24 protein-coding genes and 2 tRNA genes are annotated in these 26665 nt (G+C 43.4%); all 26 read right to left on the bottom strand.

Annotation, left to right across the window (positions count from 1 at the left end; translation table 11 throughout):
* Positions 1-147 precede the first annotated feature (147 nt).
* Positions 148-1074, bottom strand: a complete 927-nt coding sequence (gene cysK / locus WA279_RS20450) for a cysteine synthase A (RefSeq protein ID WP_003218399.1) — start codon at positions 1072-1074, stop codon at positions 148-150.
* 75 nt (positions 1075-1149) lie between these two features.
* On the bottom strand, positions 1150-2043 hold the full coding sequence (locus tag WA279_RS20445) for a peptidyl-prolyl cis-trans isomerase (RefSeq protein WP_336156466.1): 894 nt from the start codon (positions 2041-2043) through the stop codon (positions 1150-1152).
* Between the two features lie 46 nt (positions 2044-2089).
* Positions 2090-2965, bottom strand: a complete 876-nt coding sequence (gene hslO / locus WA279_RS20440) for a redox-regulated molecular chaperone HslO (RefSeq protein WP_003226695.1) — start codon at positions 2963-2965, stop codon at positions 2090-2092.
* A gap of 11 nt (positions 2966-2976) precedes the next feature.
* Positions 2977-3753, bottom strand: coding sequence for a type III pantothenate kinase (locus tag WA279_RS20435; protein ID WP_010886388.1), 777 nt, complete (start codon positions 3751-3753; stop codon positions 2977-2979).
* Positions 3754-3947: 194 nt separating this feature from the next.
* Positions 3948-5861, bottom strand: coding sequence for an ATP-dependent zinc metalloprotease FtsH (ftsH, locus tag WA279_RS20430; RefSeq protein ID WP_003243881.1), 1914 nt, complete (start codon positions 5859-5861; stop codon positions 3948-3950).
* Positions 5862-5958: 97 nt separating this feature from the next.
* The gene (gene hpt / locus WA279_RS20425; RefSeq protein ID WP_003226700.1) at positions 5959-6501 is read right to left on the bottom strand and encodes a hypoxanthine phosphoribosyltransferase; all 543 of its coding nucleotides are present in this window, start codon (positions 6499-6501) and stop codon (positions 5959-5961) included.
* Positions 6498-7916 (bottom strand): tRNA lysidine(34) synthetase TilS, encoded by a 1419-nt coding sequence (gene tilS, locus WA279_RS20420; protein ID WP_336156463.1) that lies wholly within the window; start codon positions 7914-7916, stop codon positions 6498-6500. Before tilS ends, hpt begins: the two co-directional genes overlap by 4 nt.
* 103 nt (positions 7917-8019) lie before the next feature.
* Entirely contained in the window at positions 8020-9036 is a 1017-nt protein-coding gene (gene prkT / locus WA279_RS20415) for a serine/threonine protein kinase PrkT (protein WP_336156460.1), read from the bottom strand.
* A complete protein-coding gene (locus WA279_RS20410; RefSeq protein WP_003243782.1) occupies positions 9002-9739 on the bottom strand; it encodes a VWA domain-containing protein in 738 nt (245 codons plus the stop codon). Before WA279_RS20410 ends, prkT begins: the two co-directional genes overlap by 35 nt.
* 84 nt (positions 9740-9823) lie before the next feature.
* Positions 9824-12307 carry a stage II sporulation protein E gene (gene spoIIE, locus WA279_RS20405; protein ID WP_336156458.1) on the bottom strand — a complete coding sequence of 828 codons (2484 nt, stop codon included), beginning with the start codon at positions 12305-12307 and terminating at the stop codon, positions 9824-9826.
* A 199-nt stretch (positions 12308-12506) separates the two neighbouring features.
* A tRNA-Glu gene (locus WA279_RS20400) sits at positions 12507-12578 on the bottom strand.
* A 9-nt stretch (positions 12579-12587) separates the two neighbouring features.
* Positions 12588-12664, bottom strand: a tRNA-Met gene (locus tag WA279_RS20395).
* Between the two features lie 168 nt (positions 12665-12832).
* Positions 12833-13219, bottom strand: a complete 387-nt coding sequence (locus WA279_RS20390; RefSeq protein ID WP_003218379.1) for a S1 domain-containing RNA-binding protein — start codon at positions 13217-13219, stop codon at positions 12833-12835.
* Between the two features lie 80 nt (positions 13220-13299).
* Complete coding sequence (gene divIC / locus WA279_RS20385) at positions 13300-13677, bottom strand: cell division protein DivIC (RefSeq protein WP_003243211.1); 378 nt, start codon at positions 13675-13677, stop codon at positions 13300-13302.
* A gap of 17 nt (positions 13678-13694) precedes the next feature.
* Entirely contained in the window at positions 13695-14330 is a 636-nt protein-coding gene (yabQ, locus tag WA279_RS20380; RefSeq protein WP_021479720.1) for a spore cortex biosynthesis protein YabQ, read from the bottom strand.
* The gene (gene yabP / locus WA279_RS20375) at positions 14327-14629 is read right to left on the bottom strand and encodes a sporulation protein YabP (RefSeq protein WP_003226714.1); all 303 of its coding nucleotides are present in this window, start codon (positions 14627-14629) and stop codon (positions 14327-14329) included. Before yabP ends, yabQ begins: the two co-directional genes overlap by 4 nt.
* A 78-nt stretch (positions 14630-14707) precedes the next feature.
* A complete protein-coding gene (locus WA279_RS20370) occupies positions 14708-14968 on the bottom strand; it encodes an RNA-binding S4 domain-containing protein (protein WP_003226716.1) in 261 nt (86 codons plus the stop codon).
* Between the two features lie 2 nt (positions 14969-14970).
* Entirely contained in the window at positions 14971-16440 is a 1470-nt protein-coding gene (gene mazG / locus WA279_RS20365) for a nucleoside triphosphate pyrophosphohydrolase (RefSeq protein WP_336156456.1), read from the bottom strand.
* Complete coding sequence (locus tag WA279_RS20360) at positions 16430-18028, bottom strand: putative polysaccharide biosynthesis protein (protein ID WP_336156454.1); 1599 nt, start codon at positions 18026-18028, stop codon at positions 16430-16432. The genes mazG and WA279_RS20360 overlap by 11 nt, the downstream gene beginning before the upstream one ends.
* 181 nt (positions 18029-18209) lie before the next feature.
* Entirely contained in the window at positions 18210-18746 is a 537-nt protein-coding gene (gene spoVT / locus WA279_RS20355; RefSeq protein ID WP_003218365.1) for a stage V sporulation protein T, read from the bottom strand.
* A gap of 135 nt (positions 18747-18881) precedes the next feature.
* Positions 18882-22415 (bottom strand): transcription-repair coupling factor, encoded by a 3534-nt coding sequence (gene mfd / locus WA279_RS20350; protein WP_336156452.1) that lies wholly within the window; start codon positions 22413-22415, stop codon positions 18882-18884.
* A 69-nt stretch (positions 22416-22484) separates the two neighbouring features.
* Positions 22485-22715, bottom strand: coding sequence for an anti-sigma-F factor Fin (gene fin, locus WA279_RS20345; protein ID WP_336156450.1), 231 nt, complete (start codon positions 22713-22715; stop codon positions 22485-22487).
* Between the two features lie 59 nt (positions 22716-22774).
* Positions 22775-23341 carry an aminoacyl-tRNA hydrolase gene (gene pth / locus WA279_RS20340; protein WP_336156448.1) on the bottom strand — a complete coding sequence of 189 codons (567 nt, stop codon included), beginning with the start codon at positions 23339-23341 and terminating at the stop codon, positions 22775-22777.
* Positions 23342-23447: 106 nt separating this feature from the next.
* Complete coding sequence (locus tag WA279_RS20335) at positions 23448-24062, bottom strand: 50S ribosomal protein L25/general stress protein Ctc (RefSeq protein WP_003243443.1); 615 nt, start codon at positions 24060-24062, stop codon at positions 23448-23450.
* An 84-nt stretch (positions 24063-24146) separates the two neighbouring features.
* Positions 24147-25100, bottom strand: coding sequence for a ribose-phosphate diphosphokinase (locus WA279_RS20330; RefSeq protein ID WP_003218353.1), 954 nt, complete (start codon positions 25098-25100; stop codon positions 24147-24149).
* Positions 25101-25122: 22 nt separating this feature from the next.
* A complete protein-coding gene (glmU, locus tag WA279_RS20325; RefSeq protein ID WP_336156446.1) occupies positions 25123-26493 on the bottom strand; it encodes a bifunctional UDP-N-acetylglucosamine diphosphorylase/glucosamine-1-phosphate N-acetyltransferase GlmU in 1371 nt (456 codons plus the stop codon).
* Between the last annotated feature and the right edge of the window lie 172 nt (positions 26494-26665).

The raw sequence follows: 26665 nt of genomic DNA, 5'->3' as shown, positions 1-26665 counted from the left end.
TCTTTTTTACTTGTTTTTAATTGTAAAGCAATGTTGTTAGTGAAAAAAGTGAATTTCTCTTCCAAGAATAACATTCGTCGCAGACATGGCATATTTGATGCACGAAATATAAAAAAACTCCCGGCGGACCGGGAGTTTTGGCTTTTTTTAATCGAATTGATACAGCGGCGTGCTTAGATAACGTTCGCCGTTACTTGGAATGATGGCCAATACTTTTTTGCCTTTTCCGAGTTTTTTTGCTACTTGAAGAGCAGCATAAATTGCCGCACCTGATGAGATGCCTCCGAGAATTCCTTCTTCACGTGCAGCTCTGCGGGCATATTCGAATGCTTCTTCATTCTTCACAGGGAAGATTTCATCATATACTTCAGTGTTTAAGATGTCCGGCACGAATCCAGCTCCGATTCCCTGAATTTTGTGGGGGCCTGGTTTTCCTCCTGAAAGCACTGGGGAATCTGACGGTTCAACAGCGTAAATCTTGATGGAAGGATATGCTTCCTTCAGCACTTCGCCCGCTCCCGTAATCGTTCCACCCGTTCCGATTCCGGCTACAAATGCGTCAAGCTGGTCATCACCGAATTGCTCAACGATTTCTTTACCCGTTGTTTGGCGGTGAATTTCTGGGTTAGAAGGGTTGTTAAACTGCTGCGGCACAAAATATCCGTGCTTTTCAGCAAGCTCTTCAGCTTTCTTAATGGCGCCTTTCATGCCTTCCGCACCAGGAGTCAGCACAAGCTCAGCACCGTATGCGCGAAGAAGGTTGCGGCGCTCCATGCTCATTGTATCAGGCATAACCAAAATGGCTTTTAATCCCTTAGCAGCAGCAACCATTGCAAGTCCGATTCCAGTATTTCCGCTTGTCGGTTCAATGATTGTATCACCGGCTTTTAATTTTCCTTCTTTTTCAGCCGCTTCAATCATGGCTAAACCGATACGGTCTTTTACACTGCTTCCAGGGTTCATGTATTCAAGTTTTAGATATACATCCGCACTGTTTTCATCTGCAAGGCGATTTAATTTAACGATTGGCGTATTCCCAATTAATTCAGTAATGGAGTTTGCTACACGTACCATTCTCGACACCTCAATTTCCGACTATTTGTATTGGTATTATGTATATAATCTATCAATTTCAAAATTTTTTGTCAATCACTTAGTACTTTTTTCCCCATAAAACCAAGATACATCGGCTTCTTTCCAAAGTGTCTTAACTGTCGCTTTATCGCCTAGCTGATCCATTGCGATTTGCCGTCTGATCTGGTCCTTTACTTCATCAAATGAGAACGTTCTTGCCTTTAGTTTTTCTTTCAGCTGGATAATGGCATATCCGTTGCTGACCTTTATTGGTTCCTGAGACCATTCATCCTCTTTGAGTATTTTCGCCTCTTCAATGTATGCTGACGGAATGTTGTCTGATGCCTCTGTGACAAAACCTAAATCTCCGCCGTATGGTGATGTATATCTGTCAGTGGATCTTTCGGCAGCGACAGCTTCAAAGCTTGATCCGCCCTTCAGTTCTTTCAGGACTTCTCTCGCTTCTTCTTCATCTTTTACAACAATATGCCGAATTCGATACGAATCATCAAACTGATATAGTTCCTTATTTTTATGATAGAATGATTCCAATTCTTTGTTTGAGATATCGATATCCCTTGTTAACAATTCCTCAAGGAGGATATTATAACGAATTTGGTCTTTCCACTCTTTCTCCGTCGTATGTTCATCTTCGTAAAAGGAATTATTGACCGCTTTAATCAGCAAAAACTCACGATCAACTTCGCTTTTGGATATTTTAAGGTTGTTCTTTTTAGCCAGCTGCTCAACAACTCGGACATTGATCATATCTTCAAGCGTTGACTTACCATACTGATCTTCCATTTCTTTCAGCCATTCTTCTCTTGTCACACTCTTGCCCCCGATAGTCGCAATAGACTCACCGGATGACGATGCGCCGGCTTGGGATTTCGTCAGCGTATATGCAACAGCAATACAGCAAACCAACAGCGCCCCTAAAATAATGGTCCAGATTGTTCTTGATTTCAAACCTGCTTTCAGCCCCTTTTCTCAAATTAAAAACCCGCTAAAGAGCTTAGCGGGTAGTTTGGTCACGAAGCCCTTCCAGCTCTTCTTTTGTAAATAAGTACTTTTCATTACAAAAATGGCATACTGCTTCGGCTTGTCCATCTTCTTCTATCATATCTTGAATTTCTTTTTTGCCTAGTCCTAAAATGGCTGTTTCGAACCGTTCTTTTGAACAAGGGCAATGGAATCTGACAGGCATCGTTTCCAAAATCTCAGGTTTCTCGCCTAGGACTTCTTCTAAAATTTCTTCTGGTGTCAGCCCTTTTTGGATGAGCTTAGAAATCGGCTCTACTTGAGATAGACGCTGTTCAATTTTTGTGATTGTTTCATCATCTGTTCCCGGCATCAGCTGAATAATAAAGCCCCCTGCCGCAAGAATGGTATTGTCAGGATTTACGAGCACACCTACGCCCACTGATGAAGGAACCTGCTCAGATGACACAAGATAGTAAGTAAAATCATCTCCTAATTCTCCTGAAACGATTTCTACTTGTCCTGTGAAGAACTCGCGCAAACCTAAATCTTTTACGACACTTAACGTTCCGTTTGTTCCAACCGCACGTCTGACATCAAGCTTACCTTGTTCATTTAAATCAAAATGAACTTGCGGGTTAGAGACATAGGCTCTGACTTCTCCTTTGGCATTGGCATCAGCTACAATAGCTCCGATCGGACCTCCGCCCTCGATTTTCACGGTCAGCTTATCATCGCCCTTCAGCATAGCGCCGAGCATAAGTGAAGCTGTCATTGTACGGCCCAGTGCAGCGGATGCTGTCGGCCACGTACCATGGCGTCTTTGTCCCTCATTTACCATATCAGTCGTTCTCGCAGCATAAGCCCGAACTTTTCCGTCATACGCAAGTGCTTTTACTAAATAATCCATTACTAAACCTCCTATACACTTCCTACGCGGTTTCTTTCATAAATCAATTCCAGCCCTTTTAGGGTTAAGAATGGATCAACGATGTCTATACAATCTGATTCGTTCGCAATGAGCGGCGCCAGGCCTCCTGTCGCAATGACCTTTGGTTCCTGTTTTGCCTGCCATTTCATTCGCTTAACGATTCCTTCCACTTGGCCGACATAGCCAAATAAAATTCCAGATTGCATCGCGCTAACAGTGTTTTTTCCGATAATATTGTCGGGCCGGGTGATTTCGATACGCGGAAGCTTTGCTGCACGCGAGTAAAGCGCCTCTGTCGAAATTGTAATCCCAGGGGCAATCGCCCCGCCCATGTATTGTTTGTTTTCATCAATATAGCAGTACGTTGTGGCGGTTCCGAAATCGACAACAATTAATGGATTGCCGTATAAGTGTATCGCAGCGACAGCATTTACGATTCTGTCTGCCCCCACTTCTTTCGGATTGTCATATTTTATATTTAAACCGGTTTTCATACCTGGACCAACAATTTGAGGCTCGATATGAAAGTATTTTGTGCACATTCTTTCTAACGCAAACATGATTGGCGGCACTACTGACGAAATAATAATGCCATCTATCTGTTCAAACATAAGCCCGGAGTGATCAAATAAGGAGCGCAAAATCATCCCAAACTCATCTTCTGTTTTATGCCTGCTTGTTTCTATACGCCAGTGATATTCTAATTTTCCATCATGATATACACCAAGTACAGTATTGGTGTTCCCCACATCGATAACCAGTAACAACCTCTATCACCACTTTTGAATAGTTTCTCTACTTTACTTTTTACAAACATTCTACAATACCATACACGATCAGCGGCTCATTTGTAAACAAATCGATACCAGAATTGGATGATTGCAAAAGCCGCACCTGAGCCCATAATTTACATAAAAAAACTGCCAGCGTCAGCCGGCAGTTTTTTTAGAAAGAAAGCGAATTACTCTTTCGTATCGTCTTTCTTTTCTTCTGTTTTTGTCAGAATGTTTACTTTCACATCATCGTTCTTTTCATCATCTGAGAAATTACGCTCAGGTAATGTTCCATGATCGATAAGGTGTTTGATTTGTTCAGCGTCAAGCGTTTCAACTTTCAGAAGCGTTTGGGCAATCAATTCAAGCTTGTCACGATTTTCAGTCAGGATTTGTTTCGCACGCTCATAACATTCTTTGATGATGCGCTGAATTTCCTGATCAATTTCGTAAGCGATTTGATCACTGTAGTTCTGTTCGTTGTTGAAATCACGGCCTAAGAATACCTGACCGCCCTGAGACTGTCCAAATTGCAACGGTCCCAGTTTTTCTGACATACCGAATTCTGTAACCATTCGTCTTGCAATATTCGTCGCACGCTGGAAGTCATTGTGCGCCCCTGTGCTGACTTCACCGAAGATAATCTCTTCAGCAACACGTCCGCCCAAGAGGCCGACAATTTTATCAAGCAGCTCCGGCTTTGTTTGGAAATAACGGTCTTCTCTTGGCAGCATAACAGCATAACCGCCAGCCTGGCCCCGAGGAACAATCGTTACTTTATGAACCATATCTGCCTCATCTAAAACGAGACCGATAACGGTGTGTCCGCCTTCGTGATAAGCCACGATATTGCGTTCTTTCTTGGAGATAACGCGGCTCTTCTTAGCGGGTCCGGCAATTACACGGTCCGTCGCTTCGTCAATATCACGCGCATCGATTTTTTTCTTGTTTTGACGAGCCGCTACAAGCGCAGCTTCATTCAAGAGGTTTTCTAAGTCAGCGCCTGAGAAGCCTGGTGTTCTCATGGCAATTGATTTTAGGTTAACCGTTTCATCCAGCGGTTTGTTTCTCGCATGGACTTTCAATACAGCTTCACGGCCAATGACATCTGGGCGGTCCACTGTGATTTGACGGTCAAAACGTCCCGGACGAAGTAAGGCTGGGTCCAAGATGTCCGCACGGTTCGTCGCAGCAATGATGATAATTCCTTCATTAGCGCTGAATCCGTCCATTTCAACAAGCAATTGGTTTAGCGTCTGTTCACGTTCATCGTGTCCACCGCCGAGACCAGCGCCACGCTGACGTCCGACTGCGTCAATTTCATCAATGAAGATCAAACAAGGCGCATTCTTTTTCGCATTTTCAAACAAGTCACGCACACGGGAAGCACCGACCCCTACAAACATTTCAACGAAATCAGATCCGCTGATGCTGAAGAAAGGTACGCCGGCTTCTCCTGCACAAGCCTTGGCAAGCAATGTTTTACCGGTACCCGGAGGCCCGACTAAAAGCACGCCTTTCGGTATTCTGGCGCCAAGCTCGGCAAACTTGCGGGGATCTTTCAGAAACTCAACAACTTCAACAAGTTCTTGCTTTTCTTCGTCAGCCCCTGCAACGTCTTTAAATTTGACGCGTTTCTTTTCCTCTGTATACAGCTTCGCTTTACTCTTGCCAAAGTTCATGACACGGCTGCCGCCGCCTTGAGCCTGATTGAGCAGGAAGAAAAACAGAATAAAGATAATGACAAATGGGATGATGGTCGTCAGGAACGTCACCCATCCGCTTGTTTCTTGAGCGGGCTCAACCTTTACGTCTGTCTTTTTCAAAGCGTTAAATATCTGGTCTGCTCCCTTTCCTTCAGGAACATGAGTCAAAAAGTATTGATCTTTGTCGTAGTTTTTCAGCTGCCCTTTTACCTCATAAACACCTCTGACAGGCTGAACCGATACGCTATCAACTTTCCCGTCATCCAGGTTTTTGATGAACGTACTGTACGACATATTTTCTGTTTTCGGATTTGAGGTCTGGAAGTAGCTCACAACCCCGATTACTACTAATAAAATAAGTAAATAAAAAATGGTATTACGGAAGACCCGATTCATTCCTTACCTCCTCCCACAGTAAGCACAACTATGTTCAATAGTACCATAGAAAATCATTCCAATACAAACAATAACCATCTCGGAAGCAGGCTGCCGATCAGCTTTCATAAACTGCCGGTTTTAACACTCCGATATAAGGCAGATTGCGATAGCGCTCAGCATAATCAAGTCCGTAACCCACTACAAACGCGTCAGGAACTTCAAAACCGACAAAGTCTGCTTTGATGTCCGCTTTTCTTCCGCTCGGTTTATCCAAAAGGGTAACAATCTTAATTGATTTTGCTTTACGGTATCGGAAGAGCTCTACGAGATAACTTAAGGTTAACCCACTGTCGATGATATCTTCAATAATTAAGATGTCCCGGCCCTCTACAGATGTATCCAAATCTTTAATGATTTTGACTTCTCCAGAAGAAACCGTAGAATTTCCGTAGCTTGATACATCCATGAAATCCATTTCCAAATATGTATCAATATGCTTGATAAGATCCGCCATAAAAGGAAGTGCTCCTTTTAACACACCGATTGCCAACGGAAATGTATCTTGATACTCGCTCGTTAATTCTGCACCTAACTCTTTTACTTTCTTTTGTATCTCTTCCTCTGAGATCAGTACTTTCTCGATATCATGTTTCATCATGATTTTGCTTGCCCCCTACACTTTTCATGCTGTCTATATTGTAATACAATGCGGTCGCTGTTTGGAATCACAAGATCTTCAAAAATTGATTTTTTCAAGCCAGGTATCCAGATAATTTCACCGCTTGCGTCCGTCACAATCGGCCAGTTGTCTCTTTCTTGGAGAGGCAGTTTCTTATCAATAAATATATCCTTTACCTTTTTTGAGCCGTTCATCCCTTTTAGTTTGATCCGGTCTCCAGCTTTTCTCGTCCGGATTGTTAAGGGAAACCGCACCTTTTTTTCACTTGTGATAAAAACAGCATTCCCATGCTCTTCAGGCGAGTCCGCATAATGCCTTGCCTCTATCAGATATCCATTAGGGAGCACTGCCGTTTCATCAGAAGCTCCGCTAATTTGGTATTCAAAGGGAACATTTTTGCACTGCCATTGTTCAAATGTAAACAAACATGTCTGATATGATTTGACCACCTTCAGTCCTTTCGGAAAGTCCAGTACTCCTGAAGGACTGCCATTTTCCGCCCAATCGAGAAACTGCTGAATGTGATGGGCTGAAAAGGATGATGGAACGTTTTCATAAAGATAGTTTAATATTAGTTGAACTCCTCTTCTTTGTAAAGGCATCGGGAGGGCAAGCAATTGAGAGGAATTGATTTCAACTGATGTATTAGACTGGCTTGTGATTACTTTATTCATTTCATCTTTCGTTAATGACTGTAAGAATTGCTCATCTTCCGTCAGTGCTTCACTCACTTTCTGAAATCTTTTATGCACATCCGGAGATTCCTGCTTCAAAAACGGGAGCACTGTTTTTCTAAATCTGTTTCTTGTGTAGTCATCTTTGGCGTTACTTTCATCCATCTGGTAGCTCAAGCCGTTTTCACGGCAATAGTGAAGGATCTCTTCCTTTGTAATGGTTAAGAACGGCCTGATGATCCGCCCCGTCCCAAAACGTCTAACCGGCTGCATTCCCGCAAGTCCCGTTCCAAGCGTACCCTTAGCCAGTTTCATAAGCATTGTTTCAACCTGGTCATCACCATGATGCGCAAGCGCCAGATAGTCCGCTTGGTGCTTCGACATGATTTCCTCAAAAAACCGGTAGCGGCAATCGCGTGCTGCAGCCTGCTTATTGAGTCCTTTTTCCTGTGCATATGCGGTTACATTGATTTGAGCCGTTTCGCACACGAGCTGTTCAGCTTTACAATAAGCTTGGACAAAACGCATGTCCTCCTCGGATTCCGCACCTCTGAACCGATGGTCAACGTGAGCTGCAATAACATTCGCTGAACGGCCGCATAACGTATGCAACGCGTGAAGAAGAGCCATTGAGTCCGGACCGCCGGAAACGCCTACAATGATTGTCGCCCCTTTTAACGTAAGATTGTGTTTGTTTAAAAAATCTTTGACACTTTTCACAATGTCCTCCTCACAATGAGCAGGTATTTTAAAGATATTCATATCCTAACACTTTCAACCCCTCCAAGCAAAGAAGAAGCATAGGCTCTGCAGTTTGCGCCATTCAGATTAAGAAAAAGATAATATAGGCGAAATAAAGCGCTAAAACACTGATCACGATAAGCGTTGTTTCAAATAACCCCCCCGACTTAGCCGGTTTCTGTTTTGGGGTATATCGCGTCTTCGTTATTTTTCCTTGGCGCGGTATTTGCTGTCTTTGTCGTGTGGCAGGCTGCGGTGATGCTTTTATAGGCTGTTTTCTTTGTGCTGCTTTTTGCCCCGCGTCTAGCATATCCTTTTTCATTTCATCTGCGGATTGATAATCTCCGTTCAAGGCTGAAAAAAGCACTTTTTTATACTTTTGAAGCAGCGGGTTTCCTTCGATGAGAGACCTAAGCTGTTCTTTGGGCTGGTTCGTTTTCTTAAATTCTTTTTTATGCACACTGTTGATTATAATCATGGCAACTGCGAACAGATCATAGGATGGCTCTGCCTTTCTTGTTCCATACCCCCAATAGCCTCTGTCATAAAACTCCGTATACTCTTTTATCGCCCGGCCTTCCTTTGTCGTGCCGCCCACATCAATGCAGCGGATCCTTGCGGGCGGACCAGTTACGATCAGATTATCAGGTTTAAGATCGCCGAATATCCATCCTTGCTGGTGAAGCACCGATAAGCTGGATAACAGCTGAATCATTAATACAGGTATCCACTCTGCTCCTTTATCACTGACATACTTCAAAAGCAGCGGCCCTTTTATGTATTCCATTGCATAAAATGAAACTTTCGTATTGGCACTGGGAATATAGGCATCATCCGTATCAAAAAAAGAAGGCCCCATCGTAACGGACTGGGCCTTTGAGAAAGATTTCAAGACATTCACTTCAGAAGTAATAGACAGGCTGTCATCACTCACCTTTAAGGCAACATGTCCATCTGATGCTTCTGCCAAATACACAATTCCATTGGCCCCTTTACCAAGCTGTTTACGCAATGTATAAGTGTTTCCATTCCACTTGCCTTTGATTGTCGTACCCGGCTTGAGGCTACATGCCAAACTCGTCAAAGCGTCGTTCATCATCAGCCAGCATGCCCCTTCTTGAGCGTATTTTTTCAAACTGCAGTGTCGCTTCACGAATCGCCGGACCTGTCGGCGTGATGCCGCCTGTCGAAAGCTTTGCAAAGAGTGTGGAAAGAGATTGCAGCTTCGGTGTCCAGTTCAGCACAAGCTCGACCTCTTGTTTTTTCCCGGGAAATATACACATCGCAAATTCGTTATTCCCGATTCGGGAATTGAGGCTTACAGACAAATCAATCAGCGCCTCTTTTACTGTTGGAAGCTTTGGCGCCATACTTGCACTTGTATCAACAAGAACCAAAACCTGAAGATGCACCGTTTCTCCAAGCTCGTCTACCACTTCCATGACTTCGCCGCGTTTTTCCGGAGAAAGCTCTTCCATTTCCACATTCTTTCCGAGAATCTGTTTCAGTTCTTGATTGACTACGCCTTGTAAGGTTTGCGTCATCGCTTTTTTTGTTACCATTTGAACAGTTTGTGAAAGCTGAGATGCATAAACGACTTGGTGCACGCCTCCTCCGGCAAGTGCAATCCCTTCGACTTCCTTCATTGCCTCAGGGTCAATTTGATTTTCTTCCATTATACCAATGACATTTACCGTAATCCCCTGCTCTTTAGCAAAAGCAGCCATCGCAAGCGGGTCTTCCCCATGGTTCGAGCAGCCATCCGTTATCAGCAAAATTTGATTTAAATGTCCGTTATTCACATTCATTCCTCCTGGAGAATACGAGGATTCTCAGATTCATATATTCCCATCTTCGCCAGAAGAAATTTGATTTATACGGAAGCGTTATGAAATTTCTTGTTTGTTTTGAAAGATTGCCGGAACAGGAATGGATGCCCACTTCGGTGTATTGTGATCAATCCGGACGACAACAACAGTCATATCATCCTCAATTTGGCCGGATCTTGTGCGGATGACTTCTTCCATAAGCAAATCGGCAATCTCCTGCGGGTCATTTGTTTTCAACCCTTTCATTTTACGCTTCATCCATAAGTCGTGATTTTCCACATGCTTAGGCCCCTCAAAAATGCCATCACTCATCATAATTAAGAGGTCACCCGCTTTCAGCTGTTCACTCACAACCTCCACATCGAATTCATTAATAATACCGATTGGCAGATTGCTCGCTTGAACTTTCATGACCTGGTCACCCCGTTTGATAAAGCTGGGCGTCGATCCAACCTTCAAAAACTTACAGCTGGCATCTTGAAGATCGATAATAGACAGGTCAAGCGTGGAATATATTTCGTCAGTTGTCCTTAGAGACAGTATGCTGTTGATCGTTTTAATTGCTATTTTTTCATCAATGCCCGATTCAAGGATTTTTTCAAGAAGCTTGATCGTTTCATTGCTTTCAAAGTGCGCTCTTGCGCCATTGCCCATTCCGTCACTGATTGCTGCAGCATATTTTCTGGCTCCAAGCTCCATCATGCTGTAGCTGTCGCCGGAGACAAGACCGCCGCCCTTCGCAGCGTGAGCAGCTCCCGTGGACACCCTGTATGATTTTGTTGATCCAAAGGCGACATGGCTGTATCCATTCGGATGCGGAGAGTGCTGTTCGGCTTTCACAAGAATTTGTTCTTCCAGAATGTCAGACAGCATAGGGGCAATGATTTTTTCACTTTCTCCATGTCCGCTGAACGGAATGGTCATTTCAATATCGATATTTCCTTGTTCAAGACTATAGATCTCGACATGCTGAATCTCAATTCCGAAATGCTGAAGCGCTTCTATGATTTGCTCTTCCTGCAGAAAGTGCTGTTCTCGCTCTCTTTTTATTTCCCGAGAAAAGTCGGCCATAACCTCAGAAACGCCTAAAAGCTGTTCAGCAACAAGGCGCCTGCTGTCTTGGACTTTTTTCTTGAGTGTCAAATGGGCATGATGATGTGCGAGCTCATCCTCAATCAGCTCTTCAACCTGCTTGGATTTAGAACAATACTGTTGAAACTCTTTTTTCAGCCTTCGGTTTGATGCATATTCTTTTTCCTCTGTTTCAAGCATAACTTGTTTCATTAAATCATATGTTTTATCAAAGTTCTGTACCCAGCACCTGTTTTTCTTGTAGCACGTCTGGCAGGAATGCTCCGTGATTTTGCTTAAGAACAGATCAACTTCACTGTCATCTGTCTGTTCGTCTGATGCTTGGTAAAAGGTTGCAAAGCTTTCAGACAGCGCGTGAAATACATTGGAGAACTGGTCTACCTTCTGAGCAGTGACATCACGGATTTTTCTAGCGTATTGCTGTTGCTCTTGAAGATGCTCGACAGTTCCCGGAATATATCTCGCCACTTTCCTTGTAATAGATTGAGGTGTGAGCAAAAACAGGCCGACTGCGATTAATGACTCATAGAGCGTTGTCATCAGACCGGCAGAGCCTTCACCATATAATGATATAAGAAGTGAACCAACGATAAGACCGATTGCTGCACCCGCTTTTTTTCCTTCCTTCAGTAAACCGCCCAATAAACCGGAAAAAGCAAGCAGACTCATTTGATATAGGTTTCCGATATTCGCCAAGCCAAGAATCAGGCCGGTCACAACACCAACCGTACAGCCGATGCTTGCTCCGCCAATAAAGGAAAAACTCAATACAACATAACGAGCCAATATATGTTCTGCCTGCATCCCTTGGTAGGACAAGCCGGCCAGCCCCGTTAAAACAGAGGCAATAAGAATCATAAAGCAAATGATTTCCTCTATTTTTAATGATTGTTTCACTTTTTTCACAGTAAAAATCGGAAGGCTCTGAAGGAAAATCAGTGTTAAGATAAACGACAGTCCAGCCTCAACGATAGCCATTACATAATCATAGGTTGTAAATACGCCATTTTGGGCATAAACAAACCCGGCTCTTGCTGCAGCCATCGAGAAGAACACGACAATCGGGAGTGCTTTTACACGATCGTCGGTAATGAAGGCAGCCACTTTAGAAAATACGAAGAATGCCAGCAATGCCGCCAGTATGAGCACTGAGTGCTTTGGAGATATGGTCAGCGCACCTGCAAGCACAGCCAAAATCGCATAAAACGCTTTGTCTCTTCTGATAAGAAGCATCGCTCCAAAGAAAGGAAGTGCGAAAGGAAGCACCTCGGATAATATGAAAGCCCGTCCAAGCAAAAATCCGATGACAACATAAATGAATCCTTTATAGAAAAACAGTGAATGCAAATGATGAGTCACCAGCTTCGTGCCCCTGTTAAAAAACGATTGGAGTTTTTCCAAAGCTTGTCCCGCCATTGGCCCGTTCACTCTTCTTTCTGCTTTTTCCATTCCTCTCATCTCCCACCTGTTATATTCGTTGCCTGTCATTATAGCGAAAGCACAGATAGGATTTTGTCAAAAGAAGGTAACAATACCAAAGAAATCTTCGACGGTTTCTGCCTTGATATTCGTTTATGAAAAGAATTTCCGGAATGTTGTCTAAAAATGAAAAAAATCGGCTTCTGCAAGAGAAACCGATTTTTTAGGATGACCCGTACGGGATTCGAACCCGTGTTACCGCCGTGAAAGGGCGGTGTCTTAACCGCTTGACCAACGGGCCAAACAAATATGGTAGCGGCGGAGGGGATCGAACCCCCGACCTCACGGGTATGAACCGTACGCTCTAGCCAGCTGAGCTACACCGCCATATTGTTTTGTGCTTCTAAGCACAAGTTATATAATACAAAGGTTTGTCTCTTTCGTCAACAGAAACTTTAATGTTGTAATTTTCTGACTCTTAAAGAGGATGAGGATAATAAAAAAGCATCCGTCGGGATGAACGGATGCTTCATTTATTTTATAGAAAGCAGCAAGTTATCCTCTTCTTGCTCCGCGCCCTCCACGTTTTGATTCCGTATTGCGTTTTAAAGATGACAAGCGATCTTCGCTGTCTTTTAAAAACTTATTCATTTTCTGTTCAAAAGATTCTTTCGGACGGAAATCATTTCTAGGTCTGGCTTGCGGACGGTCTTTAGCTTTTTTAATAGATAAACCAATTTTCCCGTCTTTTTCAACGTTGATGACTTTCACTTCAACTTGGTCGCCGACTTTTAAGTGGTCGTTAATGTCTTTGACATAATTATCAGCTACCTCACTAATGTGAACGAGACCGGTTGAGCCTCCAGGCAATTCAACAAATGCTCCAAAATTTGTAATACCTGTAATTTTCCCTTGCAACTTGCTGCCAACTTCAATCGACATAAAAAAAGTGCTCCTCCTTAGGCTTATAAAAAGATCGTTTGCTTAATTATACCTAAATAAAAATTTAAGTGTCAACAAGGCTACTTGCTCTTCTTCTCCACATTGAAGATAATTTCTCCGTCTCCAGACATGAATAAGTCCCTTCTGGCAAGCTCTGTGACGTAATCCTCATCCTTCAATTTGGATATTTCTTCTTTTAAATCCGTTTGTTTTGTCTTTAAACTTTTCAGTTCTTTTTCAAGCTGTTCTTTCTTTTCTTCTTTTGCACTAAGGGAAGATGTTTGGGACCAGACAGAGCTTGCCAGCACAATTGCCGTCAGGAATACTAGGGCGCCGAATACAGTTAACCGTCTGTACAGCCCTTTGCGTCTTCGTTTCTTCAGCTGATTTTGCCGTTCTACTTGTTCTTTATAGTCGTTTTGAATTTCAGTTATCGTTCGTTCCCTGGAAAAATTCAAACCAGACGGTCCTCCTTTCATTTCTTCAAAAACCGTGTAATGGTCGTTCTTATGGTTATCAATAGTTTCTTCTTCTTTTTGAGAAATCCTGCACCTTTTTCAAAATAACGTCTAAAAGTTAGACGCATTTTCACAGGAAGAAGTTTCAAACATTGTTTCGCGATAAAACGGATCGGAAAACACAGGACCATGACTATTTTATATAGACACAGCAGGAGAAAACCTATCAGGCTGTATGTTTTCTTGAATAAAAATGCCGCCAGCCAGATGATCGCTCCGCATGTCCATACAATAGGACGAAATAACACGTGCTGAATGAGTTTTTTGAAGAATTGATAAACAGAAACAACAAGGTAAATGAAGAATTTCAGTATTTTTATATAGATTCGTTTGCAAAGGCTCTGATACGTCGCAACGCCCAGCAGAACCGCTAAAAAGATGTAAATCCTGAATTCTCCCTCATTTACATGAAGCAAGACATAAAAGAAAAGCAGCCCTTGCACAATCCAGAAAAGAATATCATGAATAAATAATAGCCATCTGGCTGTTTTGGCACGAATGACAAAGAGCCGGTATGTATCAAGCGAAGCACCAAGCCAGAGACCCATACCGGACATCGCCAGCATTGTATAGAATTGTGTCGTCAGCGTCATTTAAACAACTTGCTAAAAAACCCTTTAGCTTTATCCCCTTGTTGTTCGTCTAAGTACACTAAATCAAATACCCTGCCTTTAATCGAAACAATCCCTTTTTCCACATCAAGATTTTTCATCTGCAGGTTTTGGCCTCTGACGGAGAGCATTCCCATCACCGTTTCCAGCAGGAATTCTTCGTTATCAAAACTCTCCACATGCTTAACCCCAGAAATATCTAAATGCTTCCGGCCTTTCATTGTCACATCATGCTGTTCCGGAACAGACGAAGAACCTTTTTGATCATAATATGAATTCATCTATTCAGCCCCCATATCCTCGATACTTTTAGCATTATTACTGCATTGTATGAGGTGGGGGATTTTTTTAGAACAAGCCTATTCGCCGAGTTTTTCTTCTTTTAGAATCGTGTACATGTTTGCAGCTTCTTCTTTTTTCGTCGTGTCTTTCAATTCATTAACTTGAACCGTTACAAGCTTTTGGCCGAAGCGGACCGTTAGTTCATCTCCCGGTTTTACGTCAGAGCTTGCTTTAGCTTGGTTTCCGTTAATAGAGATTCGTCCTTGGTCAGCTACTTCCTTCGCTAGTGTACGCCGTTTGATCAGCCGTGATACTTTCAAAAATTTATCTAATCTCATATCTATGATCTCCTCTCAGTTTCTTTTGCTTCATTCCACAGTTTGTCCATGTCCTCAAGGGACATATCAGCCAGCTCGACTCCCTTTTCCATCGCTGTTTCCTCAATGTACGAGAACCGTCTCCGGAATTTGTCATTAGTCATGGTCAGCGCTTCCTCTGGCTCTATTTTGTAGAAGCGGGCTACATTCACCAGCGCGAACAAAATGTCGCCAAACTCAGCTTTAAGATTGTGTTTGTGAGGAGCTTCAGAAACCTCAGAAGAAAATTCCTTCATTTCCTCACTTACCTTTTCCCAAATATCGCTGACGTCTTCCCAGTCAAAACCGACCTTCGCTGCTTTTTTCTGCAATTTAGCAGCTTTCGAAAGAGCTGGAAGGGTTTTCGGTACGCTGTCTAGTAACGAGGATTCAGATGTATTTTTTTCGGCCTTTTTTATATCTTCCCAATTGGCCAAAACATCGTTTTCATCCTGAACCTTAACATCTTTAAACACATGGGGATGTCTTCGGACCATTTTTTCACTGATTCCTTTTATGACATCATCAATTGTGAAATAACCTTCATCTTCACCAATTTGCGCGTGAAGCAAGACCTGAAGCAAAACGTCGCCAAGCTCTTCGATCATATGGTCTGTGTCTTCTTCGTCAATAGCTTCGAGAAGCTCATAACATTCTTCAATCATGTACTGCTTTAATGACTGATGCGTCTGCTTTTTATCCCACGGACATCCATTAGGTCCGCGAAGCTCTCTGATGATGCTTCGGAACGTGGAGAATTCGTGATAAAGCAGCTTCTCTTCTTTAATCGGCGGAATATACACACTTGTTAAGTTGTTCAAGGCGACATTGCGGTCCAGCTCAAATAATGGCACTGTCCTGATCTCCTCGCCACGGCTGCCTGCTGCAGTCACAATGACGACCTCATAATCATCAGGCAGCTTCTCCATCAATGTCAGCTTGACTTCAGAGGCCGTCATTTGGTCGTAAACCTGACATATGATCAGATGATGTCTGAGCTCAAGCTCATCCGCAGACAATGTGCCGGCATCCACAAATTGAAAACCTTCAATCGGGTCAATTTGCAAGGCATTGAACGTGGCATCAAGGAAACTTTGTCCCCCCGCGACTTTCACTTGAACGTTTTCCTTTTCCTGCCGCTCCGTCAGCAGCTGAACTGTTTTTTCTGCGACAAAAGGGTGTCCCGGCACAGCATAAACCACGTCCTCACGCCGCGCCGCTTCAAAGAGGATATCTGCAATTTCTTCATATACCGCCTCGAACTGATCATGTTTCTCATATATATCATCAAAGAAACGGATGTTCTTCGTTTCTTTTTCAAGCTCCTCAATTAAAGGATGATCCTTGGTTCTGACATACAGCGTATCTGCCTTCATCAGCAGCTTGTGTATACCAATTGTCAACTGGTCCATGTCTCCGGCACCAAGTCCCACGACTGTAATTTTACCCGCCATTTTGTTCTCTCCTTCTCATGAATTTGCTTAACTTGCTGCCGAATGGCACACTGTTCAGCTCTTCATCTGTAAATATTCCCAATCTCATCATACAATAAATAAACACCGCGCCACCAATGGCAACAGCAGAAAGGCTCTCAATCACAGCCGCTCCTCTTCCTGTTGCAGGAAACAAGAAAGTCCATAGACGCGTATACGCAAGCAAAACAGCTGACATCAAAAGAGCAGATCCAATAATCGGAATCAAAATGCCTCTAAGCTTATCGAGCCATTCCTTTTGCCGAAGCTGATACAAGTTAAGGCCGGCGACAGCCGCAAAGGAAGCCGCTGTCGCAAGCGATGCGCCTTCAATCCCATAGCGCGGAACCAAAAGTGTGTTTAACACCCATTTCACTGCAACACCCGCGCCCACCGCTATCGCAGGAAAAACTGTGTATCCCGCTCCCTGTAAGACGGCCGCTGCCGTTACCGCCAAGGATGCAAACAAAATGGAGCAGCTAAATACTTGTAACGCACCTGTCCCTTCTCCATTTTGAAACAGCATGATATTTACCGGCTTTAGAATGCAAATCAACCCAGCCGATGCGCCTGTACCGAGCACAAGGCATAGTTTCAAAGATGACGTGATTTTTTCTTTCATGATCTTCAGCTCTTTGTTTTTTACAGCCATAGAAATATACGGAACGAGTGACGTCGCAATGCTTACGGCAAAAACTGAGCCGAGCTGCAACAAGGGTTGTCCTCGATCATAGATCCCCTTTAGGCGTTTTGCTTCTTCGCTTGCCTCACCACCCGAAAGCAATGCATATAAATTCAAAGCATCAACAAGCTGGATAAACAAAAGCAGCAAACTGCTTACACAAATTGTAACCGAATATAAAAGCAGTTTTTTCGTCAATTCTTTTGTTGTGATGACATTTTCGTTTTGCTTATCCGTTTGGTTGTCTCTTTTCGTTTTGAACCAAAAAAACCCCAGTATCATCAATGCAACCAAACTTCCGGCAAGAGAGCCTGAAGCGGCTGCCGCTCCCGCAGTATAAAGCGAGGCTCCCTTTTTCACGAGCCAAAATGATAAACCCAAGAGCACCGCAACACGCAGAAACTGCTCTGTCATCTGTGATAAGGCTGAAGGGAGCATTTCGTGCCGCCCCTGAAAACCGCCTCTAAGCAACGCGACAAATGGGAACAGCAGAAACGCGCATGCGGTCACTTGAATTAACACGGCTAGATGCGAATCCCCCATAAAGAGTGCAATAGGAACAGCACCCAGATATAAACAAAGAAATAATAAAATACCGATTAAAGACAAAAATAACGCTGTTATTTTTAATATGGTGTGATGATTTTTTACACTATAATCATTCATCAGCTTTGAAATAATGACTGGAAATCCTGATGTGGACAGCATGACCGCAATACCAAGAAAGGGATATACCTGCTGATATATATAAAATCCAACATCGCCGACAATGTTTTGAAACGGGACTCTGTAAACAGCGCTTAAAATTTTTGTGATGACGCCTGCCAGAATTAAAACAAAAGCCCCCTGCCAAATCCAATGCCGTTTAACGCCTATTGAATCGTCCATCCAAAAGCTCCTTCCCAACGTCAGGGGCAATACGGTTCACGTATTACCGCGGCACAAATAAAAACGAGGTTATTATACCACATCCCAACCCTTGGATTCCTTTTTCGGCACGCATGAAAAAGAACAGCGTCCCAAGGAGAGCTGTTCTTTACATACCTATTTTCGAAGAAAGGAATAAGACCTACTGTTCCATTTGACGAGCCAAAAATCCAGCTGCTGTTTCAACGGCTTTATGCTCTACTTCGCCCATTGTCTGATCTTTTGAAAAGATCACCACAGCACCTATCGGATCACCGTTCGCCACAATTGGGCCGACAGTATAAGAATTCATGTCCTCATCAATTCCATTCACAAGCTGTACTGATTTCGCATCACTCTCAAGCACGGAGCTGCGCTGATCCATTGTTCTTTCCAGCATTTCGCTGATTGACTTGTTTAAGTAATCTTTTTTGGAGCTGCCGGACACGGCAATATATACATCACGATCACAAATCAGCACTGAATGGCCGAGGCTGTCGTAAAGCGCGTCTGCATACTCCTTTGCAAAGTCTCCAAGCTCACTGATCGGAGAGTACTTTTTCAAAATCACTTCTCCGTCACGATCTACAAAAATCTCAAGCGGATCGCCTTCCCTGATTCTCAGAGTTCTTCGAATTTCTTTAGGAATCACGACCCGACCTAAGTCATCAATACGACGTACGATACCGGTTGCTTTCATCTCTGGTGCCTCTCTTTCATTTGATGGTATATACATGTGGGAAAGACCTAAAGCAGTTACTTTATGTACCTTCCGCCTCGCTTGAAATTAGTATCCGTCACATCAAATGTAATATACACCAGAGAGTAACAAAATTTACGTTGATGAAATGGTTTGCTTTTTCACATCTTTTAAGCCCTTCAGCATGCCCAGCACGGTGTCGAGCCATTCATCAGCACTACGGCCTTTCGTCTGTATGGAGATTTTGAGTTTTTTCCCTTCCATTCCCAGTCCGATTTGTCTGCCATATTGATTGCCAAGCTCAAACAGCTTCTGCCCGTCAATTGCAGCACTTGCTTCTTCAGAAATCGTCAATCTGACAGCATCTTTATCCTGCTTAATCAGCTCGACACGTTCCTGTCTCGCATAGACTTTCATTTCTGCAACAGTAAACAAGTATTCGACTTCTTTTGGATAGTTTCCAAAGCGGTCGATCATTTCATCTTGAAGCTCATTCTTCTCTTCGATTGTCGCCACAGACCTGAAGCGTTTATACATATCAATTTTCTGTTTGCCGTCTTGAATATAAGTTTCCGGAATATACGCATCAAGCTCGACATCAATTTCTGTTTCAAACTGCTCTGTCTTCGCTGTGTCTCCTTTACGCTCCTCAATGGCCTCCTTCAGCATTTGTGAATAGAGGTCAAATCCGACCGAATCGATGAAGCCATGCTGCTGGGCACCAAGAAGATTCCCGGCTCCGCGAATCGTTAAGTCACGCATTGCGATTTTAAAACCGGAACCTAGCTCTGTGAATTCTTTAATAGCCTGCAGCCTTTTTTCAGCCACTTCTGTCAGCACTTTATCCCGGCGATACGTGAAGTACGCATACGCCACACGGTTAGAACGGCCGACACGCCCCCGCAACTGGTAAAGCTGAGAAAGTCCCATCTTGTCGGCGTCAAATACGATCAGCGTATTGACGTTCGGGATGTCCACGCCAGTTTCGATAATGGTTGTGCTGACGAGAACGTCTGATTCTCCTTCAAGGAAACTTAGCATAACGGTTTCTAATTCATTTTCTGTCATTTTCCCATGCGCATATGCTACCTTCGCGTCAGGGACTAGCATTGAAATTTCATCCGCTTTCCGCTCAATGTCCTCTACCCGGTTGTACAAGAAATAGACCTGGCCTCCGCGTGCAAGCTCACGTTCAATCGCCTCTCTGACAAGAGCGCCGTTATATTCCACAACATACGTCTGTACAGGGAAGCGATTTTCCGGCGGAGTCTCGATGACTGAAAGGTCCCTTACGCCAAGCATAGACATATGCAGCGTACGCGGAATCGGCGTTGCTGTTAACGTTAATACATCAACATTGGCTTTTATTTGCTTGATCTTTTCTTTATGGGTTACACCGAAACGCTGCTCTTCATCAATGATGAGGAGCCCTAAATCTTTATACACGACATCCTTTGATAGCAGCCGATGCGTCCCGATGACGATATCAACTGTTCCGTTTTTCAGCCCTTTAATTGTTTCGTTTGCTTCTTTTCTCGTTCTGAACCTGCTGAGAAGTCCGATATTAATCGGATAGTCCTGGAAGCGCTCTTTTATGGTTTCATAGTGCTGCTGCGCCAAAATTGTTGTCGGAACGAGCAGAGCTACCTGCTTTCCGTCACCGATCGCCTTAAACGCTGCACGTATGGCAACCTCTGTTTTACCGTAGCCCACATCTCCGCATAGCAAGCGGTCCATCGGACGTTCTCTTTCCATGTCTTTTTTGATTTCGTGAATCGAACGGAGCTGATCATCAGTCTCTTGATAAGGGAAAGCCGATTCGAATTCACGCTGCATCTCATGGTCAGGAGAAAACGCATAGCCCTTGCTCGCTTCTCTTTCGGCATACAGCTTAATTAAGTCGTCAGCAATATCCTGAACGGATGTCTCTACTTTTTTCTTGACCCGCTTCCATTCACTTCCGCCTAATTTATACAACTTTGGCTCTTTTCCTTCGGAGCCGACATATTTTTGGACCTGATCAATTTGTTCTACAGGAACGTAAAGCTTGTCACTGCCCTGATAATGTATATTTAAATAGTCTTTATGAATGCCGTTGATTTCAAGAGTTTCAATCCCCAGGTATTTTCCGATCCCGTGATTAATATGAACGACATAATCTCCAATTTGAAGCTCAGAATAGCTTTTGATGCGCTCTGCATTGGTAAGCTTCTGTTTTCGCGGCTTCTTTTTTACACGGTTTTTGAACAGTTCTTCTTCCGTAATAACGGCAAGCTTCATTAACGGCAGCTCAAATCCCGATTGGAGCTCGCCTTCCATGATATAGACCTGTCCCTGAACAAGCGCTTTTTTGCTGTCTGTCATGGCAGCCTCGATATCATAATCAGCCAAAACAGATGACAATTTCTGTGTACGTTCCTTGTTTGCTCCTAAGAACACAACAGTGAAATTTGATTTTTTAAAACGCTCCATTTCGCCCGCAAGCACGTTCATTTGGCCATGGAAACTCTGCATTTGCCGGCCTGACACATTGACGATATTTTGCGGGCTCGTATGGTGTACATGCCGCAAAAATAAAGAGTAGTACAACAGAGGCCGTTTTTGCTCAGCCACTATTTTTTGGAAGCTGAATGACAAACGAATGTCATGCAAAATCTTCCCTTCCTCAAGAAGATTTGTGATAAACTCCGCTTCTTCTTTTTGAAGCTGTTCTTCCATCTCATGAATCCGACTGACTTCATCCAAAATCAGAAGTGTATTATCAGGTGTATAATCTAGTAAACTAGCAGGCTTTTCATAGAAATATGAGAGATACTTCACGAGCTCCTGATCTGTCTGGCCTTCAGACAAGCGTTCTTTATCGTGAGAAATATTCGCATGAAGTATTTCTTTTTGTTTGTCAGCCTTTAATTTTTTCAAGCTCGCGGCAAGACCACTATCGATTTTCTCCATCGCCCGCGCTTTTTCTTCCGGTCTGATAATTAATTCCTTCGCGGGACCGATATTGATCGAGGTAAGGGTCTCAATTGACCGCTGATCATTTGAATTAAAGCTGCGGATTGAATCCACCTCGGTGTCAAAAAGTTCAATTCTCACCGGATTCTCTGAAGTCAGCGGATAAATGTCAATGATTCCCCCGCGAATACTGAATTCCCCAGGCGCAGAAACCATATCAGACCGCTCATACCCTACCTCTACCAGCCGTGAGGCAAGCTGGTCAGGTTCGATATCATGGCCTACCTGAATGAGCATCTGGCTGCTTTTCCACACCTCTACAGGCGGCAGCATTCTTCTGATTGCAGCTACCGGAGCAACGACAATTGGCGCTTCTCCATTCGTTAGTCTATTAATGACATCTAATCGCTGTGCCCGCAATTCAGGGCTTGCAACTGCGATTTCTGATGAAATGAGTTCATTGACGGGGTACAAAAGGACAGACCGATCCTCTAGAAGTGAAGTCAGATCATCTGTTACTTTCTGGGCTTGATATAAGTTATGGGTGATTAAAAAGATAGGCTTATTCGTTTCATTAGCCAGAGCAGAAGTAAAAACAGAACGCGCGGAACCCGACAGACCGGCGAGCAGCTGTTCCTTCAGGCCCTCGTGTAAACCGTTGATGATGGATTTAAAGTCATCGCTTTCTTTTATAAAGGTTTGAATGTTGTCCATATGGCCCCTCCTCTCTGTTTCCTGTGAGAACAGAAAAACGCTTTGGTCTAGTGTCTACACCAAAGCTTTTTATTGAATAAATGTGTGATATTCGTGGTAATGCGGATTTCGGTCAAGCGCCTCTTGGCAATCTTCACATATCGTCAAAACATGGACATCTCCATTTTCTTTATAAGAAATCATATCGTTTCTTTCCTCATTTGTTAAGTGCTGAAATCCAAGTAAGTCTGTCGATACCATTGAAGATTCGAGACTGCCTACTTTCACTCCGCAATGACGACAATAATAATGCAAAGCCATACAAGGGACCTCCTGATGAAAAAGTCATTTTGGTGTAGTATGGACTTTGTTGTTACATTTTATACCTTTGCGTTAAATTCGTTCATGACTTCTAAAAACGGTTTACTCAAAGAAGCCTCACAAGCCTTCACAGATTTATCAACCGCTTCTTCGATCTCAGGTGCCTCCTCCTTGGTAAAGGAGCCTAACACATAATCAACGACCTTCATGCCGTTTACAGGCCGGCCGATTCCGATGCGGATACGGTCAAACTCGGATGTTCTAAGATGCTGGATCAGTGATTTGATGCCATTGTGCCCTCCGGCGCTTCCTTTCGTTCTTAAACGGATCTTGCCAGTCGGAAGGTCAAGGTCGTCGTAAATGACTGTCAAATCTTCGTTATCGACATCATAGTAGTCCATTAAAGGCCGCAAACATTCTCCTGATAAATTCATATATGTAAGCGGTTTAACAAGTAGAACCTTTTTGCCGGAAACAAATCCGGTTCCGTATAATCCGTTAAATTTATTTTGATTCAGCTCTATATTCCATTCCTTTGCAAGCTGATCTATCACCATAAATCCGACATTATGCCGTGTATTTTCATAGTTCTTCCCCGGGTTTCCGAGACCGGCAATCACAAGCATGGCGAATCCTCCCTTAGTCACATAACTCCCGTCTTCATAAACGGGCTATAATTCTTCTCATTCTAGCACAAAAGACGTAACCGCGGGAGGGTTACGCCTTAAGCTATTATTGTTCGTTTTCACCTTCTGGCTGAGCATCGGCAGATTCCTCTTCATCGACCTCAGCTGCTTCCTGCTGCTGCGGAGGAAGGATTGAAGCCACAACCTCATCTGATTCATGATTAAAGGAGTAGTCACCGCCAGCAGGCAAATCCGCAATCGTCAGTACTTCATTTACATCGAGGCTTGAAATATCAGCCTCAATCGTTTGCGGAATGGCTTTTGGCTTGGCCTTTACAGTAAGTGCATATAACGGCTGCTGCAGTACGCCTCCGTTTTTCACTCCAATGGCTTCTCCGGTCAGATGAATCGGAACTTCCACTTCAATGTCCTCACTCATATTAACTACTTGAAAATCAGCATGAGTGATTTCATTTTTCAACGGGTCCGTCTGCAGGTCTGTTACCATGACTGAGTGTTTTTCTCCGCTGACCTCAAGCGTAATGACTGCATTTTTGCCTTCGTCCCTCAGCGTTTTGATGAGCTCCACACTGTCTAATGACACAGGTTTGTTACCCGTATCCTTCCCATATATGATACCTGGAACATGTCCTGAAGTACGGATATTCCGAAGAGACGAACGAGTAAAGTCCGTTCTTTCTTTTGCCGTTAAAGTTGCCATATTCAGCACCATCCTATTGTCGTTTTAGTTGTCCTATTACAAACAATACCCATAACGATAAGGATTTAAACCTCGAAAAATGGTTTAGCTGAACAGATAGCTGACTGATTGCTGCTCATGAACGCGAATAATTGCTTCTGCCAGAAGCGGTCCGACTGAAAGCTGCTTAAAGCGTTCAATTTTCTTTTCTTCAGGAAGCTTGATGCTGTTTGTCACAACAAGCTCTTTAATTGTTGAATTATTAATCCGTTCTACCGCAGGGCCTGATAGTACAGGGTGTGTACAGCATGCATATACTTCTTTCGCTCCGTTTTCAACGAGCGCATTAGCAGCAAGTGTAATCGTACCTGCAGTATCAATAATGTCATCGATGAGGATAGCAGTCTTCCCTTCGATGTTACCTACAATATTCATGACTTCCGCCACGTTTGGACGCGGACGGCGTTTATCGATAATTGCAATCGGCGCTTTTAGTCGGTCAGCCAGTTTGCGGGCACGTGTCACACCGCCATGGTCTGGTGAAACAATGACGATATCTTCAAGATTTTTGCCTTCAAAATATTCTCCTAAAATCGGAACACCCATTAAGTGGTCAATCGGTATATCAAAGAATCCTTGAATTTGCGGCGCATGCAGGTCAAGTGCAATCACACGAGTCGCACCGGCTGTTTCAAGCAGGTTAGCGAAAAGTTTAGCTGTGATTGGCTCACGGGATCTTGCTTTTCTGTCTTGACGCGCATAACCGTAATAAGGAATAACAATGTTAATCGTTTTTGCAGAAGCGCGTTTTAACGCATCTACCATAATCAGCAGTTCCATAATATGCTCGTTAACGGGGTCACTTGTAGACTGGATGATGTAACAATCACATCCGCGAATACTTTCTTCGATATTAATTTGGACTTCCCCGTCACTAAATCTTGTGACAGAACATTTCCCTAATTGAACTCCAACTATATCTGCGATTTCTTTTGCAAGCTCTGGATTCGAATTCAAAGAAAAAATCTTTAAATTCTTATCTCCGTATTGATTAGACATGGATAAACCTCCGAATTTAGGATTATTTTTTATGAATATTTTTCACATAATCGTCTTTATTTACTTGTCTCGCTCTGGCAATAGCAAGTGCTTTTCCAGGTACATCTTCCGTAACAGTTGAACCTGCCGCCACATAAGCGCCTTCTCCGACTGTGACAGGGGCAACCAAGTTGGAATTGCAGCCGATAAACACGCCATCTTCAATTTTTGTCAAATACTTATTCTTTCCATCATAATTGACAGTAATTGATCCGCAGCCCAGGTTTACATCAGTGCCTACCTCAGCATCGCCGACATAGCTTAGATGAGATGCCTTGCTTCGGTCTCCGAATTGAGTCTTTTTAATTTCTACAAAATTCCCGATCTTCACTTCATTCCCGATGACAGAATCAGGTCTGATGTGAGCAAAAGGTCCTATGTTTACATCATTCCCCACTTTACTGTGATTGACTACCGATTGTTTAATAACCGTACGGCTGCCAATGGCACTATTCATAATCTCCGTATGAGGTCCAATAATCGTATCTTCTCCGATTTGCACCTCACCTTTAATCACAGTTCCAGGGTAAATCACAGTATCGCTTCCGATAACAGCGTCAGGAGAAATATACGTATTCATCGGGTCAATCAACGTCACGCCATTTTGCATATGCCGTTTATTAATGCGCTCTTTCATAAATTGTTCTGCCTGAGAAAGAGCAACTCTATCATTAACTCCGAGCGTTTCTTGGAAATTACCAGTCTGGTAAGCGGCAACAGTTTCGCCTTCATTTTTAAGAATCTCTATGACATCCGGCAAATAATACTCGCCTTGGGCATTATCATTAGACACCTGATCAATAGCCCGAAATAGCGCTTCATTGTCAAAACAATACGTACCGGTGTTGATCTCAGTTACAAGACGTTCTTCTTCAGAGGCGTCCTTATGCTCAACGATTTTTTGAACCGCTCCGTTTTCGCTGCGAATAATGCGGCCGTATCCGGTTGGATCTTCTGCAACCGCAGTTAAAATCGTAGCTTTCGCTTCTCTTTGTGTATGTTCTTTCAGCATCTGTTCCATCGTCTCTGCTGTCAAAAGCGGCGTATCTCCGCAAATGACAATTGTGACGCCTTTTTCGTCAGCAAGAAATGGCTGTGCCTGTTTTACAGCATGAGCAGTGCCAAGCTGTTCTGCTTGAAGCGCGTACTCGCTTTTATCACCAAGCTGCTTTTTCACTTCTTCCGCACCATGTCCGACAATCGTGACAAGCTTCGATAAAGATAATTTTAAGGCTTCGTCCACGACGTGCTCTACCATAGGCTTACCGCAAACTGGATGAAGGACTTTATAAAGCTTCGATTTCATTCTCGTTCCTTGTCCAGCCGCTAAAACAACTGCAAACCGCTTATCCATTTATTGGCCTCCAATATCCCTTTTATCCATAGAAAAATATATCCTAAATATCTTCTGATTTCAAGGAGACTTCATGAAGTGCAAGAATTTTCTATTGAGTGCAACTAAGTTTGAAAAATCAGAATTAAAAAAGGACCGCCAGCAAAAGGCTTATGTCAGCCCTTTCAGCAGT

It is taken from the genome of Bacillus sp. 204(2023), assembly GCF_037027505.1.
Classification (GTDB): Bacteria; Bacillota; Bacilli; order Bacillales; family Bacillaceae; genus Bacillus; species Bacillus subtilis.
This window is presented reverse-complemented; position numbering and strand designations above follow the sequence as displayed.